The sequence below is a fragment of the Kitasatospora sp. LaBMicrA B282 genome, from assembly GCF_050325825.1.
Lineage (GTDB): Bacteria > Actinomycetota > Actinomycetes > Streptomycetales > Streptomycetaceae > Kitasatospora.
Map to the genome: position 1 here is coordinate 1 of NZ_JBNQTI010000008.1, position 18,770 is coordinate 18,770.

Consider the following 18,770-nt stretch of genomic DNA (forward strand, 5'->3'; position numbering starts at 1 on the left):
CGACCCTTGCCGGACCTGGGAAGCAGCGGCTCCACCAGGCCCCACTCGGCATCGGAGAGTTCATGGCGACGTATCACCACATCATGATCCACTATCCAAGATCACTTTGACGACACTGCCTAGCCGGAGGACCGCGCGGCGGGGCACGGCACCGCCGTTCACCCCGCCGTGCTGAGGCCGCGCCGCGCCTCGGGAGCCGGTGCCTGCTACGTGTCGTAGATCCCGTTCCACGGGGGTGCGAAGCTCAGGCCCTCGGGGACGAGTTCGACCCGTTCCCAGTCCCGACCGGCCTCGGTGTACTGCTCCGGAATCAGGCCGAAGACGACGTCGTCGACCACGATCCGGAACGGCCGGACCGCGATGGCTCCGTATGTGAGGCCGGGAAGGTCGGCGAGCCAGGTGGCGACCTCGGCCTCGGCCTCCGACACTCCCCCCGCCGCCGGCGCTCGCCGGACGTCCGATCCGACGTGGTGTCCGTCGTGGTCGAAGCGGTGCAGGACGGCGTAGAAGCGTTGGTGCTCGCGCCACTGGGCACGCATGGTTCGCCAGTCGAAGCTCTGGGGGTAGGCGCCGGTCAGGCTCGCCCAGAACTGCCCATGGTCGTAGTGACCGATCATGGCGGTGCGGTATTCGGGCAGGTAGGCGATCGGGATGAGTTCGGGTATGGCCACCGGCGGAGTATAGGCGCAGGGTCCGACGATGGTGCGGGACCCGGTCGGCGGCCGGTGCGGTCGGTGCCGCCGGTGGGCTTCAGGGGGTGGCCGTGAGGGTGGGCCAGAGGGTGGCGGCGGAGAGGGTGCGGGCCAGGCGGGCGGCCCAGGTGGTCTCGTCGCCGTCCTCGTCGCGCCAGGACCACAGGCGGGTGGTGGCCAGGTGGAGCGGGTGGAGCGTGGTGATGCCGATGGCGCCGTGCAGTTGGTGGGCGATCCGGGCGATCTCGGCGGCCGAGGCGGCGGCCTGGGTCTTGGCGGCGGCGACGGCGAACCAGGTGGCGGGCGAGCAGCCGCCCGCGTCCAGTGGCGCGGCGGCGGCCTGGACGGCGGCGCGGACCAGGGCGGCCTCCTCGATCAGCCGGGCCTCCTCCTGCTTGACGGCCTGGAAGCCGCTGAGCGGGCGCCCGAACTGGGTGCGGGCGGTGGTGTGCGCGACGGTCAGCTCGACGCAGCGTTCGGCGGCTCCGGCGATCAGCGCCGCCCGGGCCAGGGCCGCCCGCAGCTCGGCCTCCGCCAGCAGGTCCGGGGTGATCCGGCGGACCTGCGCCGCGGGGATCTCGACGGCGGCGAGGTGCAGGTCGTCCCGCGGTTCCGCGGCGAGGTTGGCGCCGGGGGTGAGCACCGCCTGGTCCGGGGTGAGCGTGAACAGGACCGGGCCGAACGGAGCGGTGGCCGCCACGACCACGGCGGTTGCGGTGCGGGCCCAGGGGACGCGGCGCAGGGTGCCGGTGACCAGCAGGGTGTCGTCCGCGCCGGCGCAGCCGGCCGACCCGACGGCCGAGTCGGCCGGGTGGGCGAAGCGGATGGTCAGCTCGGGGGCGATGGCGTAGCTGAGCGGGCCGTCGGGGGTGGGCAGGCCGGCGCGGTGCAGCAGCGGGCGGGCGACCAGGGCGGTTTCGGCGAGCGGGGCGGGGACGGCGCGGCGGCCGGCCTGCCGCGCGGCGGTGAGGAGGTCGGCGGTGGCCGCGTCGGGAGCGGGGAGCGGGACGGCGTCCGGGGCGGTGGTGTTGGTGACGACGGCGATGGCGTCCGGGTCGGCGAAGAAGGCTGCGGTGTCGTAGGCGTCGGCGGGGATGACCGGGGTGGTGGTGTCGATGGTGTGGGTGTTCATCGGTGCTGCTCCAGTCCACGAGTGATGATGCCGCGAAGGATTTCGTTGGTGCCGCCGCGCAGGGTGTAGCCGGGGCTGTGCAGCAGGGCGAAGGCGAGGAGTTCGGCGTGGCTGCCGGGGGTGGCGTGCGGGTCGGCCGGGGTCGGCAGGATGCCGCGCACGGTGTCGATCAGGGTGCCCTCCAGCCGGGTGCCGAGGTCCTTGACCAGGGCGGCCTGGGTGTCGGGCGAGGTTCCGGCGTCCAGCGCGGCGGCCACGCCGACGGAGAGCCGGCGGACGCTGTGCAGGCGAGCGGTCAGCAGGCCGACCTGGGTGAGCTGTGCGGCCGTGGCGGCGCGCCGCTCCAGCTCGCGCAGCAGGGAGACCAGCAGCGGGAAGGTGGAGAGGTAGCGTTCCGGGCCGCTGCGTTCGAAGGCCAGCTCGCCGGTCACCTGCTGCCAGCCGTCGCCCCGCCGCCCGAGCAGCCTGCTGTCGGGGACGTGGACGTCCGCCAGGTGGAAGGCGTTGAACCGGTGCTCTCCGCTCATCAGGTGGATCGGCTCGACCCGCACGCCGGGGGCGCGCAGGTCGACGATGAACTGGCTGAGCCCGGCGTGCCTGTCGTCCGCGTCGTCGGTGCGGGCCAGCACGATGGCGTAGTCGTTGGCGTGGGCGCCGCCGGTCCACATCTTGGTGCCGGTCAATCGCCAGCCGTCGGTGGTGCGTTCGGCGCGGGTGCGGACCGAGGCGAGGTCGGAGCCGCTGCTCTTCTCGCTCATGCCGATGGAGAAGAAGCACTCCCCCGCGGCGATCCTGGGCAGGAAGAACCGGCGCTGCTCCTCGGTGCCGTGCTGGAGCACGGACGGGCCGGCCTGCCGGTCGGAGACCCAGTGCGCGCTGACCGGGGCGCCGGCGGCGAGGAGTTCCTCGATCACCACGTAGCGCTCCAGGAAGCCGCGCCCGGCGCCGCCGTACTCGGTGGGCAGGGCCATGCCGACCCAGCCGCGCCCGGCGAGCCGACGGCTGAACTCCGGGTCCCAGCCGGCGAGCCAGGAGTCCGGGCGGCCGAGCACGGTGCCGCGGGCCCGTTCCTCGTCGAGGAAGGCCCGGACTTCGGCGCGCAGCTGCCGGGCCGATGCGGGGAGGGAGACTTCGGGGAACGAGAGCTGGGAGTCGGTGGCGGCAGGCACGGTTGGTCCACTCCGGGAGGTGTCGACGGGCAGGCGGGGCAGGCGGGTTCGGGTCATGCTGGTTCGGGAACTGCGGGTCACATCAGCAGCGCGGGGTCGAAGCCGGCCTCCCGCAGGACCTCCTCGGTGTGCTCGCCGATGGCCGGACAGGGCCGCAGCGGCGGTTGCGGGTCGGCCGAGTAGCGGACCGGGCGGCCGATCACCCGGTAGCGGCCCTCGGTGGGGTGTTCGGCCTCGCGCAGCAGGCCGCCCTCGCGGGCGTAGGCGGTGGTGGCGGCGGTCTCCAGGTCGAGCACCGGAGCCGCGGCGATGCCGACCCGGTCGCAGAACTCCTGCCACCGGGCGCTGGTGTGTCGCGGGGTCAGGTCCGCCATCAGCCGGTAGAGCTCGTCGGCGTGCCGGGCGCGGTCGGGGCCGGTGGCGAAGCGCCGGTCGTCGGCGAGTGCGGGGCGGCCGACGAAGGCGGTGAAGTCCCGCCAGTTGCGGTCGCTCTGCGGCAGGATGCACATCCAGCCGTCGGCGGTGCGCTGGGCGCGGCGCTCGGGGCTGAGCGAGCGGGTCGAGCCGAACGCGCCGTCGGGCTCCAGGCTGGCGGCGCCCAGGTGCTCGACCAGGTTGAAGGCGAGCATGGTGTCGACCATCGGGACCTCGATGTGCTGCCCGCTGCCGCCGTGCTCCCGGTAGTGCAGCGCGGCCAGCACCGACTGGGCGATCTGCAGGCCGCAGATCTTGTCGGCCAGCACGGTGGGCACGTAGTGCGGCTGCCCGGAGACCTGGTGGTTGAGCCAGACCAGTCCGCTGGCCGCCTGCACGATGTCGTCGTAGGCGGCGTGGGTGCCGTAGGCGCTGTCGCTGCGGAAGCCCTGGGCGTTGGCGTAGATCAACCCGGGCTGGAGGGCCGAGACCGCCGGGTAGTCCAGGCGGAGCCGGGCCAGGGCCTGCGGGCGCAGGTTGGTGATGAAGACGTCGGCGGTGCGCAGCAGTGCGAGCAGGGCGTCGCGGCCGCGCGGGGCCTTGAGGTCGATGACGGCGCTGCGCTTGTTGCGGTTCAGGTTGAGCGCAGCGCCGCCCATGCCCGGGTGGCGCTGCGGCGGGTAGTGGCGCGTCATGTCACCGGTGGGCGGCTCCACCTTGATCACGTCGGCGCCCAGGTCGCCGAGTTGCTGGGCGGCGTACGGTGCCATGATCACGCTGGCCAGTTCGACGACGCGGACTCCGGCGAGGAGTCCTCGCCCGGACGGGCCGCTGGGCTGCTCGGTCATCTGCCGGTACCTCCTGAGGTGTCGGGGGAAGGGGCGGGCCGGGCGGCGCCGCGCCGGCTCGTTCCGCGCTCCAGGAAACCCGGGGGAAATCGGCGTCGTCCAATACGAGTCGGGTGCGCCATCGATAGGGCGGAGGATATGCACGCGGCCCCGACTGCGGTCATACGGCCGGGGATATCGGTGCTTCGGGGAACCGGTATTGGACGGTCCCCGGCCGCACCGGTTGTTCTGGAGGTGGCCGCCCGATCGGGTCGGCCGCCGCGGCGGACGCGGCTCGTCGACTCCCCGAGGAGAGCCGGAGATGGCCATCGAGCAGGATCAGCACACCAGCACCGCGTACGGCGCCCTGGCGGGCCTGTACCGCGAGTTGGGGATCACCGCGGCCGACGCCGGCGGCGCCGTGGTGATCGACGGGGCCGACCCGGTGACGCCCTCGGTGCACCGGATCGGCGACGCGGCGGCGGCCGCGCTGGCGGCCCTGGGCACCGAGGTCGCGGCCGTCCACCGGGAGCGCGGCGGGGCGGCGCAGGACGTCACCGTCTCGGTGGCGGCGGCCGTGCACCAGCTGATGGCGGTCTTCTTCACCCGGATGCGCGGCGTGCCGGTCGAGCAGTTGCAGGAGGACCCCAACCTGCTCGGCAACAGCGACTTCTACCGCGCCGCTGACGGGCGCTTCGTCTACGTGCTGCTCTCCTACCCACAGTTGCGGGACATCGCCTGCCGGGTGCTGGACTGCCCCCCGGACCGGGAGCGGATCGCCGCCGCCGTCGAGCGGTGGAACGCGCTGGAGTTGGAGGAGGCGATCTGCGCGCGCGGCGGTACCGCGGTCGCGGTGCGCACCCGGGAGGAGTGGCAGGAGCACCCGCAGGGCCGGCTGCTCGCGGACGGCCCGCTGATCCGGATCGAGAAGGTCGGCGAGAGCGCACCGGAGCCGTTCCCGGCCGTGCGGTCCTCGGCGGCGGACGGGGGCCTGCCGCTGGCCGGGGTGCGGGTCCTGGACAACACCCATGTGATCGCCGGCCCGATCGCCGCCCGGATCACCGCCGAACTGGGCGCCCACGTCCTGCACGTCTCCACGCCCGCCCACCCGGACCCGGTCGGGATGGTCGTGGAGACCGGCATCGGCAAGCGTGCGGCCTTCTGCGACCTGCTCGACCCGGCCCAGGCCGCCGCCTTCGGGGCCACGGTGGCTGGGACGGACCTGTACGTGTGCAACTACCTGGGCCTCGACGCCAAGGGCTTCGGCCCGGCGGCGCTGGTCGAGCGGCGGCCCGGCCTGGTCGTGCTGGACTTCCTCGGCTGGGGCACCGAGGGGCCGTGGGCGGGACGCGGCGGCTTCGACCAACTGGCCTCCGCCGCCACCGGCTTCGCCGCCGAGGAGGGCTCGTTCGACGCACCCCGGCTGCCGCCGACCTACCTGCTCAACGACTACCTCGCCGCCGTACTGGGCGCCGCCGGTGCCCTGGAGGCCTTGCGTCGCCGGGCACGGGAGGGCGGCAGCTACCGGGTGCACGTCGACCTGGCGAAGGTCTGCATGTGGGTGCAGGACCTCGGCCTGCTCCCCCGCGCGGCGGTGGTCGAGCTGCCGGCCCCCGACCCCGCGCACGCGGCGGTCGAACTGGCCACCGTGCACGGGCCGTTCGGCGAGGTGTGCTACCTGCCGGCCCAGGTGCGCTACTCCACGCTGGCGCCGCGCCTGACCCGCACCGCGGAGCCGCTGGGCGCCTCGCCGCTCGGCTGGTGACCGCCGCTGTCCCGGGTGTCCGCCGCAGGGCCTTCGATCTCCGGGCGGAGGCGCTCCATCAGCTCCAGCAGGGTGGCGACGGCCGGGTCGCCGCCGGCCGGGCGGCTCAGCGCCGCGATCGTGGTGACCAGCCGGTCGCCGCCGTCGAGCGGGACGAAGCGCACCATCGGGTGGCCGAGCTCCGCGACGCGCTCCGGGACGAAGCAGAGGCAGACCCCGGCCGCGGTGTAGCCCAACATGCTGGTCAGGTCCTCGGCCTGGGCCCGGGTGCGCAGTTCGAAGCCGGCCTGCCGGCAGGCGTCGTCGATCAGCGCGCGGATCCGGGCCATGGCGGGCGGGGCGGCGGTGACGAACTCCTCGTCGCGCAGCCGGGCGAGCGGCACCGGATCGCCGCCGGCGAGCGGGTGGCCGAGCGGCAGGGCCAGCACGGTGCGCTCCTCGGCGACCTCCCGCACCTCGAGCTCCGCGAGGTCGCCGACCGGCAGCCGGACCAGCGCCAGGTCCACCGCCCCCTGCCGGACCTGCTCGGCCAGTTCGGCCGAGCCCCGCTGCCGGACCTCCAGTCGGATGCCGGGCAGCTCCCGGGCGGCCACCGCTAGCAGCCGGGGCAGGTGCCAGTAGCCCAGACTGCTCACGTAGCCGAGGCGGACCGTGCCCTCGACACCCCGCGCCATCCGGCGCACCCGCGCCACCGCGGCCTGCTGCGCCTCCAACAGCCGCCCGGCGTCGGCCGCGAAGGCCGCCCCGGCCGCCGTCAGCCGCACACCTCGGCTCGTGCGCTCCAGCAGCAGCACCCCGAGGCCGCGCTCCAGCCGCTGGATCGCCTGACTGAGCGGCGGCTGGCTCATCGACAACCGGCGGGCGGCATGTCCGAAGTGCTGCTCCTCGGCGAGCACCACGAACTGCTCCAACAGGCGCGGGGTGAGCTCCATACCGGTCACCCTAGAACGCGCCTGACAAATGATCAACGCCACGGGGTTCGGGCCGGGGGCCGCCGCCGCGCTCCGCCGCTCCCGGTCGGCCCACGAACCATGCGCAGCGGCGTATTTCGCACGCCATCCGGTATGCCGAGGTCGCTTTCACCGATATCCGTCAACCACGCATATCGAGTTTCACTCGTTCGAGTGACAGGCCTGGGAATCACCGGCGGGATTGCATCGGATGCGATGTTCTCGAAGTCGGCCCCAATCGGGCCTGGGGGGAAGGCAGTTGTCGGCGGCGCTGGTTCCGCCGGTACTGCAGGTACGAACCACGAAAGCGCCGCTCGACCGTTCGTCTCATCCTGCGCTGCGAACGATTCCGTACCGCGACGGAAGGAGGCCTTTCCGCATGGCCGACACGAGCATGAAGAACGACGTGGGCCGAGCCTATCTCGGCGACGTGTTCATGCGTCACCCGCTCACCACCCGGAACCAGGAGGAGCTCGGGATCGCCGCCAAGGCGGACGCCGTCCTCGCCCGCCAGCTGGAGAAGTTGAAGCGCTCCCCCGAGGGCGGCGGCGACCCGGTCGCCCCCATCGGGTTCTGCCTGAACAAGGTGCGCTACGGCGGCTTCCCGCCGACCGAGCAGACGGCCTACGACCGCGGCTGGCGCGCCTACCTGAACGTCGGCGTGCCGGTCATCTCCGAGCTGAGCGACATCGAGCAGCCGCCCCCGGACGTCATCTCCAAGCAGACGTACATCAACGGCACCGACCCGATCAGCGTGACCGCCACGGACACCGTCGAGTTCTCCGTCTCCAACACCGTCAGCTGGTCGCTCCAGGGACAGGTGCAGCTCACCTTCGGTGCCAAGACCACCGCACAACTGCAGCAGCAGCTGCAGAAGAGCATGGCGGCGAAGAGCTCCCAGAAGACCACCGTGCTCAACAGCAAGGACCGGCAGGGCGTCGACGTCGAGTCGCTGTCCGAGTCGACCGACACCACCACGGCCACCGGCACCGCAACGGGCACCGGAGAGCTGTGGGGGCAGCTGATGCTCGGGGTCACCGCGTCCGTCAGCGGCTCGCTGACCACCCAGTGGAAGCACACCTCCACGGTCAGCGTGACCTTCGGGAGCCGGGTGGACGTGCTGGCCACGGTCCGCCGGCAGATCCGGCAGTTCGAGTACCAGTTCCCGGTCACCTTCGGCGGCTACCTCGCGCTCTACTACCCGCAGCCGGTGGAGGTCAAGGAGACTCCCCCGCAGGCCGGCACCCCGCGGTACGCCCAGGTCATCGCCTGGAAACTCGGCGAAGTCGCCGACGACCCGAGCCACTTCGACCTGGCCGACGACGGCCGGCGCTTCCTGCAGAAGGGCACGGCCGAAATCGTCACCGTCCGGGTCGGCGAGCACCGGGTCTTCCAGCCCGAATCGCTCGACTACGCGAGCCAGAAGCAGCCCTACTACCAGGTCTGACGTCGAGTCCACCGGAATCCGGGAAACGCCGAAGACCAGGAGGGGAACCCCATGACGTTCAAGAACATCTTCGACAGCGGCGGCAACGAGGCCGATTCCGCCAAGCAGGCCGCCGAGGCGCTCAACGGGGACGTCCCGGGTGCCGGGGACGTCTCCGGAAAGGTACGCGCGCAGGAGAGTGCGCAGGACCCGTGGCTGGTGCGCCAGACGGCGCACGGCGCATTCGACGTCATGGGATTCCTCAACCCGCTCTTCCAGAAGTTCCACGACGCCTCCGCCGATCAGCTCACCGCCGCCCAGGACCCCGCCTCGACCTTCGACATGGCCTCCTCGGCCATGAACAAGGCCGCCTCGACGCTGAAGGTGGAGATCCGCGAGGAGGACCTGCCGACCGCCTCGAACACCGGCGAGCGGCCCAGCCTGCTGCTCGCCACCGACCTCGGGTCCTCCGAGGGCCTCGCGGTGGATCCGGTGCAGGGCAAGGCGTACGTCGCCGACCGCGGCGGCCAGAAGCTGACCGTCGTCGACCTCGCCACCGGCGCCAAGCGGGTGGCGGCCAGCGGCCTGGGCGACGTCGGCGACGTGGCGCTGGACGGCACCGGCACGCCGTACCTCGCGGTCTACGGCGGCGCGCAGCTGATCGCGGTGGACCCGGCCGCCGGCACCTTCCGCAAGCTCGCCGACGTCCCCGGCGCCTACGGAGTGGCGCTGGACGGGACGGGCAAGGCCTACGTCGCCGACTACGCCAACGCCCAGCTGGTCGCCGTCGACCTGGCGAGCGGCCAGCGGACCACGGTCGCCGACGGTCTCGGCTACGCCTCCGGCGTGGCGCTGGACGGCGCCGGCAAGGCGTACGTCGCGCTGCGGGAGAGCGGAACCCTGTACGAGGTCGACCTGGTGACCAGGACCAAGCGCGTGGTGGCCACCCTGCCGCCCGGGGCGTGGGCCACCCGGGTCGCGCTCGACGGTGCCGGTGGCGCCTACCTCGCCGACTCCGCCGGCGGGCGCCTCTACCTGGTCGGCCTGGCCGACGGCGCCCAGCGCGTGGTGGCCGGCGGCCTCGGCCACCCCTACGGTCTCGCCCTGGACCGCGGCAACGGCCGGCTCTACCTCAGCAACCAGGAGGGCCAGCTCTGGCGGCTCTCCCAGCGCGCCGCCACGGCCCTCGGGGGCATCGGCAAGGTCGTGGCGTGACGGCCCGGGAGGACGTGACTCCCCGGGAGGACGTGACTCCCCGGGAGAACCTGACGGCCCGGGAGGAACCTCCGGCGCCGCGCGGGAAGGAGGCCTGACGCCATGAGCGACGGCAGTATGCGGACCGCGGTGGGCCGGGCCTACCTGGGCGACGTGTTCATGCGCCACCCACTCACCAACCGCAACCAGCAGGAGCTCGACATCGCCGCCAAGGCGGACGCCCTGCTCGCCCGGCAGTCGAGCACGCTGAAGCGGGCACCCGAAGGCGGCGGCGATCCGGTCGCCCCCATCGGGTTCTGCCTGAACAAGGTGCGCTACGGCGGCTTCCCGCCGACCGAGCAGACGGCCTACGACCGCGGCTGGCGCGCCTACCTGAACGTCGGCGTGCCGGTCGTCGAGGAGCTCGGGGACATCGAGCAGCCGCCCCCGGACCTGGTATCCAAGCAGACCTACGTCAACGGCACCGACCCGATCACGGTGACCGCGACGGACACCGTCGAGTTCTCGGTGTCCAACACCATCGGCTGGTCGCTCGCGGGCGAGGTGCAGCTCACCTTCGGAGCGGCGGCCAGTGCTGCTCTGGAGCAGGCGCTGCAGAAGAGCGTGGAGCTGAACAACTCCCAGACGACCACCCAGCTCAACAGCAAGGACGACCAGGGCGTGGACACCGCGTCCACGACGCAGTCGACGAGCTCGACGACGGCCACGGGCAGCGCCACCGGCACCGGGGAGCTCTCGGCGCAGCTGATGCTCGGCGGTTCCGCCTCGGTCAGCGGGTCGCTGACCACCGAGTGGAACCACTCGTCGTCGCTGCAGGTGCAGTTCGGCAGCCGGGTGGACGTGCTGGCCACGGTCCGCCGCGAACTGCGCCAGTTCGGCTTCGAGTTCCCGGTCACCTTCGGCGGCTACCTCGCGCTCTACTACCCGCAGCCGGTGGAGGTCAAGGAGACTCCGCCACAGGCCGGCACCCCGCGGTACGCCCAGGTCATCACCTGGAAACTCGGCGAAGTCGCCGACGACCCGAGCCACTTCGACCTGGCCGACGACGGCCGGCGCTTCCTGCAGACGGGCACGGCCGCAGTCGCCGGCGCCCGGATCGGCGAGCACCGGGTCTTCCAGCCCGAATCGCTCGACTACGCGAGCCAGAAGGAGCCCTACTACCGGGTGTGACGCCTGAACCCCCAGCGCCCGGCCATGGTCGGCCGGGCGCTGGGGGTTCAGCCGGTCAACCGGTCACCTGTTCACCCGTTCACGACCGCGATGCCCGCCGCGCTCGCCGGCAGCACCGCGGGGGCGTCGGCGACCTGCGCGCCGCCGGCGCCGAAGTGCACGGCCTGGAGGCGGTTGCCCGTCGCGTCGCGGACGTAGAGGACGTCGCCGCGGCCGAGGGCCTCGTCGGTCGGGTGGCCGCCGACCGTGGCGGCGATCGGGGCGGTCAGGCTCAGGGCGCCGTTGCGGACCCGGTACGTGGAGATGGTGCCGGTGGCGGCGTTGGCCACGTAGGCGGTGCCGGTGGCGTGCGAGACCACCAGCCAGCAGGCCGCGCCGCCGCCGTCCGGCAGGTAGGCGAGCTGGCGGGCCGTGCCGGAGGCGACGGAGTAGGTGGTGACCGCGCTGGCCGCGGCGTCGGAGACCACCGCGTCGCCGCGGTCGTCGAAGTCGAAGCCGAACGGCACCGCGGCCGCCGAGGCGGTGCGGGAGGCGGCGGAGGCCCGGCCGTGCCGGTCCACGGTGAAGGTGTCGAGCGAGTTGCTCCCCTTCTCGGTCACGACCAGGCGGCTGCCGTCCGGCGAGAAGGCGACCTCGGCCGCCCCGGCCGCACCCGGGGACAGGGCGCGGGTCGAACCGGCCAGCGGGGCCAGCATGCCGTGCTGCAGCCGGAACCCGGCGATCGTGGCGCTGCCGGCGTCGAGGACGTAGACCAGGTCACCGTGGACGGTCACGCTCACCGGCTGGGTGCCGCCGGCGGCCACCGTGGAGACCGCGGTCAGCGCGCCGTCCTCGGCGACCCGCAGCGCCGTCACGGAGTTCGACCCCGCGTTGACGGCGAGCAGGACCCGCCCGTGGTCGGCCGGCACGACCGCGCCCTGCGAGCCGAGCCCCGCGTCCGACCCGCGGCCGCCGGTCGGGTAGGCGCCGGCCGGGGTCAGCACGCCGTGGCGGTCGTGGAAGGCCAGCACGGTGTTGCCGGCCGCCGCGTTGGACAGCGTGTAGACGGTGGCCGCGCGCCCGCTCGACGCGGCGGCGACGCCGGGGGCACCGACGACGGCCAACGCGCCGCCGAGCGCGGCGGTGACGGCCAGGGCAGCACGGATGCGCAGGTTCTTCGCGGGGGATCTCACGTCAGGCTCCTCGGTTGGCGAAGGACTTCGTGAGCACCACCCTGCGGCCTGCCGGGCGGCCGCGGCAGGCCGGAAGCCCGTCCGAAAGAACCCCGTAAGGACTGGCCGGCGCTCAGCCGGCCTCCCACAGCAGCCGGCCCGCGCCGGTCGACCTGACAGATGTGCGCCCCGACGGTTCGGGCCGCCCCGGCCCCCTCCCTACGCTGGCGCCCGCAACTGGCCCGCCCCGCCCCGACCCGACTCGCCCCGACTGGCCCCGATTCCAGGAGACCCGACGCATGCCCGACGCCCTGCACGGCTGGCTCACCGCCCGGGTCGCCCTGTACCTCGGGCTTCCCGCCCAGTCGATCGGCGGCGACGTCCGCCTGACCGACCACGGCCTCGACCCGGTCGCCGCCATCGCCATCTGCGCGGACATCGAGGACCGCTACGGCCTCACCGTCGACACCGCCCCCGCCTGGGAACACCCCACCGTCGACCGCCTCGCCGCCCACCTGCGCCCCCTGCTCGCCACCCGCGCCGAGGCGGCGGACCGATGAACCGACGGTTGCTGGCCTGGCTCTGGGGCGCCCGCATCGCCCTGCACGGCCTGCTCACCGGCCCACCGACCGCTGGGCGCAGCCCGGTCATCCGGTCCGGCCTCGCGGTCGGGCGGTGATCGTCGGGTCCGTGCTCGCGGCCTCCCCGGCCGGCGGCCTCCCCGACGGGCGGCAGGGCCGTGGGCCGGATCGACCTCCGACGTCCACCGCTGCGTGGCGGCCGGACCCGCGCGGCACCCGCCGTCCGCTAGCCGAGCGTGAGCATCGCCCCGGTGACCTCGCCGACCGCCGCATCGGGGATCGCCGTGGCGGCCTCCTCGAGGACGAGCAGCCGGGCTCCGGGGATCTCGCGCGCGATCGCCTCGCCGTTGCCGACCGGAAAGAGCGGGTTGCGGCGGCCGTGGACGACGAGCGTGGGGACCCCGATCCCGGGCAGGCGCTCGCGCCAGCGGGGTCGGCAGTCGAGCCTGGAGAACACCAGGCCCAGCTGGTTGGCCAAGTGGACCGGGGACGCGGTGCCAGGCGTGCGGTCCCAGATCCGCGCAGCGATGGCGCGCGCCGCGACCGGGTCGTCGCCGCGGATCTCCGCGCCGGCGGCGGCGAACTCCGCGACCGCCTCCCGCTCGGACCAGTCGGGCATCGGACGCGCGAACAGCCGGCTCATCGTCGCCTGGTCGTGGTCGGGGAGGTCGTCGTCGGGCGGGCCCGGGGCAACCGGGCGGGTACCGACCAGCGTGAGCGCCGAGAACGCACCCGGATGGTCGAGCACGGCCACCTGGGCGACCAGCCCGCCGACGCCGATCCCCGCGAGGTGCGCAGGTCCCCCGCCGAGCGCGTCAACCAGCGCCGCCGCGTCGGCGGCGAGGTCGCGCAGGGTGTAGCCGGGTGCGTCGGGATTCCTCGTCGTCGACTCGCCGCTGTCGCGCAGGTCGTAGCGCACCACCCGCCGCCCGCCGGCGGCCAGCCGCTCGCAGAACGCATCGGGCCAGGAGAGCATCGTCGGGCCGCCCACGAGCAGGACGAGCGGTGCGTCGTCGTCGCCGAACGACTCGATGCCCAGGGCGATCTCATGGGCGTTGACAGTGGGCATCGGATCACCGGAAGACGTCGTGGGTCAGGTGGGTGGCGGTCGATGCGAGACTACGCCGGCTGCGCCCGCTACACGATCCCCGACGTCGGCCGCGAGGGCACCGGTACCAGCCCCAACCTCGAGCTGTTCCAGGAGGTCTGCGCCCGCACCCGGACGCCCGTCCTGGCCGCCGGCGGCATCAGGACCCTCACCGACCTCCGCGCTCTCGCCGCGCTGGCACCCGTCGGCGTCGAGGGCGCGGTCGTGGGACGCGCCCTCTTCACCGGCGACCTCCACCTGGCCGACGCCCTGACCACCGTCACCTGACGGCGACCGGTACGGAGGCCCGATGACGGTGCCGGCCAGGACCAGGGCGCCACCCCGCTGCCCGTTGTGGCTGCCGGACAGCCGCTCGTCAACCGGCCGGCTCGCACCGTGCTGCACCCGTGACCGGACGGGCACCGCCCGGCCCGGCTGCGGGCAGGCTTCGACTGGTGCCCTGTCGGTAGCGTCCGGTTTGGCGGTACCACTGGTTGTCGCCGGCCATCCAGTGCCGCAGCACGGCCGGGTACCCGGCGTGCTCGGCGCCGATCTCGCGTTCGCTGACCCGGGTGAACTCCTGGACCCTCGCCTCGAAGAGTCGGTAGGTCACGTCCACCGCCTGTTGCAGGGTTCCACCGAGCAGCCGGTGGAAGGCGTGAACGGCGTTGCAGACCTCCTGCTCCTCGTCGATCTCCTTGCGGTAGGAGTGGATGTCGTTGCGCAGGCCGACGGTGTCGGCGAACGCGTCCTCCAGGCGCTGCACGGCCGGGGTGCCGGCCGGGCGGGTGCCGGTGAGGCCGATGGAGAGGTCCGTGCCCGCGCTGGCCCGCCGGAACTCCAGGTAGTGCACCAGGTCGGGGACGCGGCGGCGCAGCGCGGCGTCGAGCTCGTCGAGGTTGGCCGCAACGAACTCGGTCACGTAGCGGGCGAACCTCTCCCGCGTGCCGGTCGGCATGGCCGCGGACGTGCGGGCCCACAGGTCTGCGAGGGCGTGCTCGACCTGGTTCACCGGGGGTGGCGCCGGTTCGTCTCCCAGGGGCATGAACGAGGGCACGCGTGCGACGAACGCCCGTGCTCCGGCGGGGTCGCGGGGCAGCTTGTAGGCCGTCACGAAGTAGTCGTCCAACGCGAGCAGGCACACGTCCCACTGGGCGATCGTCGTCAGCCGGGCGGCCGGGGCGTCGGGGTGGGTGAGTGCGGCGAACAGGGGCCAGTCGTCGCTGTCGAAGCTCTCTTCGGTCCAGATGGCCGGGCCGGGCGGGAGCAGCACCGGGGCCAGCAGTCCGACGGAGCGGGCCCAGTCCTTGGCCTCGCGTCGGGCCCGTTCCAGGTGGGGGTTGACGCGGGCGAGCCAGGGCAGGGTGAACGGCGGCAGGAGGAAGGGGTAGCCGGCCGTCGTCCGGTTCGGGGCGCCCGGGCGGTGGTGGGCGGCCCGGTCGTGGCGTGGTGGGGTGCGTGGGCCGAGTGGCCGGGCGGCGGAGGTCCCCAGCCCGGTGGGGCCGGTCGGGAGCACGCCGTGCCGGGCGGCGGACCCGGCGTGCCGCTGCCAGGTGCCGTGGCGGCCGGTGCGGTGCTGCCGGATTCGGTGGTCACCGGCGAGCCAGTCCCGTAGCCCCTGGTCGGGACCGCCCGCCTCGAACTCCGCCAGACGTGCCGACCGCAGGCGCTTCGCGACCGGGACCGCGGTCTGCCGATCGCACCCGAGCAGGCGGGCGAGGGCTCCCAGGGCATCCGGCCGGTCCGCCGCGTGGGCCAGGTCGCCGGACAGCACGGACACGTCCGCGAACGCGCTCTCGACCGACGGCGTCGGGCGGCGCCCGCCCGCCCGCTCCACCAGCAGGGCCGCCCACCGTCGGAACGAACGCCGGACCTGGAGGTGCGCCATGAGGTCAGCCGCCGGAAGCTCACCGGCCGTGGGGCCCGGGCCGCGGAGTTCCGCCACGCGGTCGGTGAACCGCCGGCACCAGTCGGCGGGGCGCTGTGCCATGGTCCTGTCCCACAGACTGCGCCGGGCCCGGTCACGAACCGCTGCGGGCGTCGCCGGCGGCTGCCCGGCCCAGGAGTACCAGGCGGCCAGCAGACCGAGCTCGGCCGCCGGCACGTCCGGGTGGCACCAGGCGGCCCGCTCCAGGCCGTCGGCAGGCACCAGCCCGTGCTCGGTCACCCATTGCAGATGCTCGGCACGTACCGAGTCGGCCTGGGGATTGCGCCGTGCGGGCGCGGGTGAAGGCAACCAGGACACGCTGGTGTGCGGGGAGGAGGACTGCGCGAGAGCGTGCATTCCGCCTCCCTGCCCAGGGCCCACGAGCCACACCGGCACGACGCGCCCCGACTTCCACGCACGGAGGCGCGTACCCGGAGCGCATGCCGTCCGCGCGCCTCCTCCGACGGTGGTCAGCTCTGCGCGGTCGGGCGGACGACGATGTCGTTGACGTCCACCGTGGCCGGCTGGGCGATCGCGAAGGCGATCGTCTCGCCGACGGCCTCCGGCGGGATGGCGAACTTGTCCTTCCTGGCTGCGAGTTCCGCGCGGACCTGGTGGTCGGGGACGGAGTCGATGAAGTCGGTGCGGACGAATCCGGGTGAGATCACGGTGACCTTGACGGTCTCTCCGGCCTCCTGCCGCAGGCCTTCGGAGAGGGTGCGCACCGCGTTCTTGGTCGCGGCGTAGACGGCCTGGTCGGGCACGACGCGCAGGCCGGCCGTGGAGACGACGTGGACGAAGTGGCCGCCGCCCTGCGCGCGGAAGACCGGTAGGGCGGCGGCGATGCCGTACAGCACGCCCTTGAGGTTGACGTCGACCATCGCCTCCCAGTCGTCGACCCGCAGCTCGTCGAGCGGGGAGAGGGGCCCGATGCCGGCGTTGGCGACCAGCACGTCCAGGCGCCCGAACCGCTCGTGCGCGAGTGCCACCAGCGCCGCCAGGTCGGCGCGCCGGGTGACGTCGACGGCCGTCCAGGCGGCCTGGCCGCCGCGCTGCGTGATGCGGGTCGCCAGGTCCCGCAGGCGCTCGGTGCGGCGGGCCCCGAGGACGACCCGGGCTCCGCGCTCGGCCAGCAGCAGCGCGGTGGCCTCGCCGATGCCGCTGCTGGCACCGGTGATGGCGACGACCTTGCCCTCGATTCCGGACATACGTGTACCCCTCTGGAAGCGAACTCGGAGTCGAACCGGACACGTGTCCGGAACGCTCGGCACACCTTACCGGACACGTGTCCGGTAAGGTGTGGGGGCAGCGATCGGAGAGGCTCGGCATGACCCAGGAACCGCAGGAACCGCAGGAATCCCAGGACCCCCAGCCGGCACGGCGCGCCGACGCGCAGCAGAACCGCGCGCGCATCCTGGCGGTCGCCCGCGACGCCCTGGCGCGCTCCGGCGACGTCACGCTGAACTCCATCGCCAAGGAGGCCGGCGTCGGACAGGGCACGCTCTACCGCCACTTCCCCACCCGCGAGGCCCTCGTGCTCGCGGTCTACCGGCATGACGTCGGTGAACTCGTCGACTCGGCAGCGGCGTTGCTGAGTCAGCAGGAGCCGTGGCAGGCGCTGCAGCTGTGGTTCGACCAGTTGGCCGCGTTCGGCCGCGTGAAGCACGGGCTCGCCGACGCACTGGACGCGGCCACCCGCAGCAACCTGTCCGCCGAGCACTACCAGCCCGTGGTCGACGCGATCGACCGCCTGCTGCACGCCTGCCGGCAGGCCGGACTCGTCCGCACCGACGTCGAGGCGCCCGACGTCCTGCTCCTGGTCGGCTTCCTCTGGCGCACCGACTGGGGCCACGACCCCGACCAGCGCGCCCAGCGCCTGCTGCGCATCGCCCTCGACGGGCTGCGCACCGGCCGCTGACGCCCTCGGCGGCGGCGACGTCCTGGCGTTGTCCTGGAGTGGTGACCGTCAGGTCAGCCGGGCGGCGCTCACCACGGCCCAGAGGACCTCCGCGTGGCAGATGTCGCTGTGCGCACCGGAGAAGGCCGAGAGGTCCGCGTTGATCACGGCGTTGGCATCCAGGCGGTAGATGCCTCCCTTGCCGAAGCCGTACGGGGTGCCCTGGGGTCCGAGCGGCAGCGTCACGGCATCCGGTTGTTGGAACCCGTCGTGGCCCATCGCGCCCCAACGGTAGGTCGGGTGGTCCAGCAGGGCGAGGTCTCCGCGCTGGAGCATCGTCGCCATCGGGTACCAGTCGCCGAGCGCCCGGTCCGCACCGGTGAAGGTGGCCAGCAGCGGCCCCGCCACCAGTCCGACGAGCGGATTCAGCGCCCCGGGCACACCCGGGTCGGGGGCGTGGGTGACCGCGGGCGCGAAGGAGAAGTGCGAGAAGGCTCCCTGGAGCAGCGTGAGGGAGGCGATCGGGCTCTGCTCCGCACCGCCGATCCCGACCAGGGTGTGCGCCACGAGCCGGGCCCCGAAGCTGTGGCCCATCAGGTGGATCCTGACGTGGGCCGCGTCGCCGAGCCGGCTCAGCAACGGTCCCAGTCCCTGCTGGCCGACGACCGCCGCCCGGTTCTTCATCTCGTAGTAGGTGAAGAGTCGGATGACGTCGCAGGCGCTGCCACAGATGTGCTCGGCCGCGCGTTCGAGGTCCAGCTCGATCCGGTTCGGCCGGCCCAGCGGCGCGTCCTCGTCGAACTCCGGCTTGGGACTGGCGGGCGAGGTCGGCAGCGCGGCGAGCATGCGGTGGATCCCGTTCGGCCCGAACAGCTGTGGGTCGGGCGCGTCCAGCGCCGCGTCCACCTGCTGCAGGATCCGCTGCTGCTCGGGACGGGGGAAGGCGTCGGACAGTTGCTCCACCAGCGTCGGGCTGCCACCCGGCAGGCCCGGGGCCGTGCCGGGCGCGGCGCCGTCGTCCTCGGCGAGCGCCCGGGCCGGCCAGAAGACACCGGCCGCGACGCTGGTGGTGAGGTTCGGCCCGAGCATGCCGGCCAGCAGGCGGAACATGTTCTGGTACATGCCGCGGGCCCCGGCTTCACTGCTGTTCCAGCCGTGGACCAGCACGAAGACGTCCTTGGCCTGCCCCTGGACGGCGGCGTCGATCAACTGCTGTCCGCCGGCGAGCTCGGCGCCGTCCTGGTCGAAGGAGACCTCCTGGTAGGCCAGGCCCTGGATGCTGTTCATCGCTCCACTTCCCGTCCGCCTCGGGGTCGCACCAGCGGGTGCCGGCGGCCGTGCGCCGCCGGGCGCGGGGGAATCGGTGT

General features: G+C 73.6%; 18 protein-coding genes. 8 read left to right on the forward strand and 10 right to left on the reverse strand.

The features are described from left to right. Positions 1-206: 206 nt before the first annotated feature. The 4 genes from ACQRUO_RS04085 to ACQRUO_RS04100 form a co-directional block, all read right to left on the reverse strand. Positions 207-671: a hypothetical protein gene (locus tag ACQRUO_RS04085; protein WP_428314302.1), complete on the reverse strand. Its 465-nt coding sequence runs from the start codon at positions 669-671 to the stop codon at positions 207-209. A gap of 79 nt (positions 672-750) precedes the next feature. Then, positions 751-1,824, reverse strand: coding sequence for an acyl-CoA dehydrogenase family protein (locus ACQRUO_RS04090; RefSeq protein ID WP_428314303.1), 1,074 nt, complete (start codon positions 1,822-1,824; stop codon positions 751-753). Then, positions 1,821-2,993 carry an acyl-CoA dehydrogenase family protein gene (locus tag ACQRUO_RS04095; RefSeq protein WP_428314304.1) on the reverse strand — a complete coding sequence of 391 codons (1,173 nt, stop codon included), beginning with the start codon at positions 2,991-2,993 and terminating at the stop codon, positions 1,821-1,823. Before ACQRUO_RS04095 ends, ACQRUO_RS04090 begins: the two co-directional genes overlap by 4 nt. 77 nt (positions 2,994-3,070) lie before the next feature. Continuing rightward, positions 3,071-4,255 (reverse strand): CaiB/BaiF CoA transferase family protein, encoded by a 1,185-nt coding sequence (locus tag ACQRUO_RS04100; protein WP_428314305.1) that lies wholly within the window; start codon positions 4,253-4,255, stop codon positions 3,071-3,073. 301 nt (positions 4,256-4,556) lie between these two features. Between ACQRUO_RS04100 and ACQRUO_RS04105 the strand changes: the two genes are divergently transcribed. After that, the gene (locus ACQRUO_RS04105) at positions 4,557-5,999 is read left to right on the forward strand and encodes a CoA transferase (RefSeq protein WP_428314306.1); all 1,443 of its coding nucleotides are present in this window, start codon (positions 4,557-4,559) and stop codon (positions 5,997-5,999) included. Here ACQRUO_RS04105 and ACQRUO_RS04110 read toward each other — a convergent pair. Further along, positions 5,930-6,931, reverse strand: a complete 1,002-nt coding sequence (locus ACQRUO_RS04110; protein WP_428314307.1) for a LysR family transcriptional regulator — start codon at positions 6,929-6,931, stop codon at positions 5,930-5,932. The genes ACQRUO_RS04105 and ACQRUO_RS04110 overlap by 70 nt on opposite strands. A 397-nt stretch (positions 6,932-7,328) precedes the next feature. On the opposite strand from ACQRUO_RS04110, the gene ACQRUO_RS04115 reads away from it, so the two are divergent. The 3 genes from ACQRUO_RS04115 to ACQRUO_RS04125 all read left to right on the forward strand — a co-directional run bounded on the left by ACQRUO_RS04115 (position 7,329) and on the right by ACQRUO_RS04125 (position 10,760). Beyond that, positions 7,329-8,396 carry a gluconolaconase gene (locus ACQRUO_RS04115; RefSeq protein ID WP_428314308.1) on the forward strand — a complete coding sequence of 356 codons (1,068 nt, stop codon included), beginning with the start codon at positions 7,329-7,331 and terminating at the stop codon, positions 8,394-8,396. 51 nt (positions 8,397-8,447) lie between these two features. Beyond that, entirely contained in the window at positions 8,448-9,590 is a 1,143-nt protein-coding gene (locus ACQRUO_RS04120; protein WP_428314309.1) for a hypothetical protein, read from the forward strand. Positions 9,591-9,692: 102 nt separating this feature from the next. Further along, on the forward strand, positions 9,693-10,760 hold the full coding sequence (locus ACQRUO_RS04125; RefSeq protein WP_428314310.1) for a gluconolaconase: 1,068 nt from the start codon (positions 9,693-9,695) through the stop codon (positions 10,758-10,760). Positions 10,761-10,831: 71 nt separating this feature from the next. On the opposite strand, the gene ACQRUO_RS04130 is transcribed toward ACQRUO_RS04125, so the two are convergent. Then, positions 10,832-11,932, reverse strand: a complete 1,101-nt coding sequence (locus ACQRUO_RS04130; protein ID WP_428314311.1) for a beta-propeller fold lactonase family protein — start codon at positions 11,930-11,932, stop codon at positions 10,832-10,834. Between the two features lie 278 nt (positions 11,933-12,210). Here ACQRUO_RS04130 and ACQRUO_RS04135 point away from each other — a divergent pair, with 278 nt between their 5' ends. Together ACQRUO_RS04135 and ACQRUO_RS04140 are read left to right on the forward strand one after the other, a co-directional pair. Then, positions 12,211-12,471: an acyl carrier protein gene (locus tag ACQRUO_RS04135; RefSeq protein WP_428314312.1), complete on the forward strand. Its 261-nt coding sequence runs from the start codon at positions 12,211-12,213 to the stop codon at positions 12,469-12,471. Further along, positions 12,468-12,590, forward strand: a complete 123-nt coding sequence (locus ACQRUO_RS04140) for a hypothetical protein (protein WP_428314313.1) — start codon at positions 12,468-12,470, stop codon at positions 12,588-12,590. Before ACQRUO_RS04135 ends, ACQRUO_RS04140 begins: the two co-directional genes overlap by 4 nt. A 128-nt stretch (positions 12,591-12,718) precedes the next feature. Here the strand turns inward: ACQRUO_RS04140 and ACQRUO_RS04145 are convergent, their stop codons facing one another. After that, the gene (locus ACQRUO_RS04145) at positions 12,719-13,561 is read right to left on the reverse strand and encodes an alpha/beta fold hydrolase (protein ID WP_428314314.1); all 843 of its coding nucleotides are present in this window, start codon (positions 13,559-13,561) and stop codon (positions 12,719-12,721) included. A gap of 42 nt (positions 13,562-13,603) precedes the next feature. Between ACQRUO_RS04145 and ACQRUO_RS04150 the strand changes: the two genes are divergently transcribed. Next, complete coding sequence (locus ACQRUO_RS04150) at positions 13,604-13,867, forward strand: HisA/HisF-related TIM barrel protein (RefSeq protein WP_428314315.1); 264 nt, start codon at positions 13,604-13,606, stop codon at positions 13,865-13,867. An 88-nt stretch (positions 13,868-13,955) separates the two neighbouring features. Here ACQRUO_RS04150 and ACQRUO_RS04155 read toward each other — a convergent pair whose 3' ends face one another. Together ACQRUO_RS04155 and ACQRUO_RS04160 are read right to left on the reverse strand one after the other, a co-directional pair. Continuing rightward, entirely contained in the window at positions 13,956-15,863 is a 1,908-nt protein-coding gene (locus tag ACQRUO_RS04155; RefSeq protein ID WP_428314316.1) for a terpene synthase family protein, read from the reverse strand. A gap of 113 nt (positions 15,864-15,976) precedes the next feature. Further along, entirely contained in the window at positions 15,977-16,714 is a 738-nt protein-coding gene (locus ACQRUO_RS04160; RefSeq protein ID WP_428314317.1) for an SDR family oxidoreductase, read from the reverse strand. 119 nt (positions 16,715-16,833) lie between these two features. Between ACQRUO_RS04160 and ACQRUO_RS04165 the strand changes: the two genes are divergently transcribed. Then, positions 16,834-17,424 (forward strand): TetR/AcrR family transcriptional regulator, encoded by a 591-nt coding sequence (locus ACQRUO_RS04165; RefSeq protein ID WP_428314318.1) that lies wholly within the window; start codon positions 16,834-16,836, stop codon positions 17,422-17,424. Positions 17,425-17,472: 48 nt separating this feature from the next. On the opposite strand, the gene ACQRUO_RS04170 is transcribed toward ACQRUO_RS04165, so the two are convergent. After that, entirely contained in the window at positions 17,473-18,690 is a 1,218-nt protein-coding gene (locus ACQRUO_RS04170) for a hypothetical protein (protein ID WP_428314319.1), read from the reverse strand. Between the last annotated feature and the right edge of the window lie 80 nt (positions 18,691-18,770).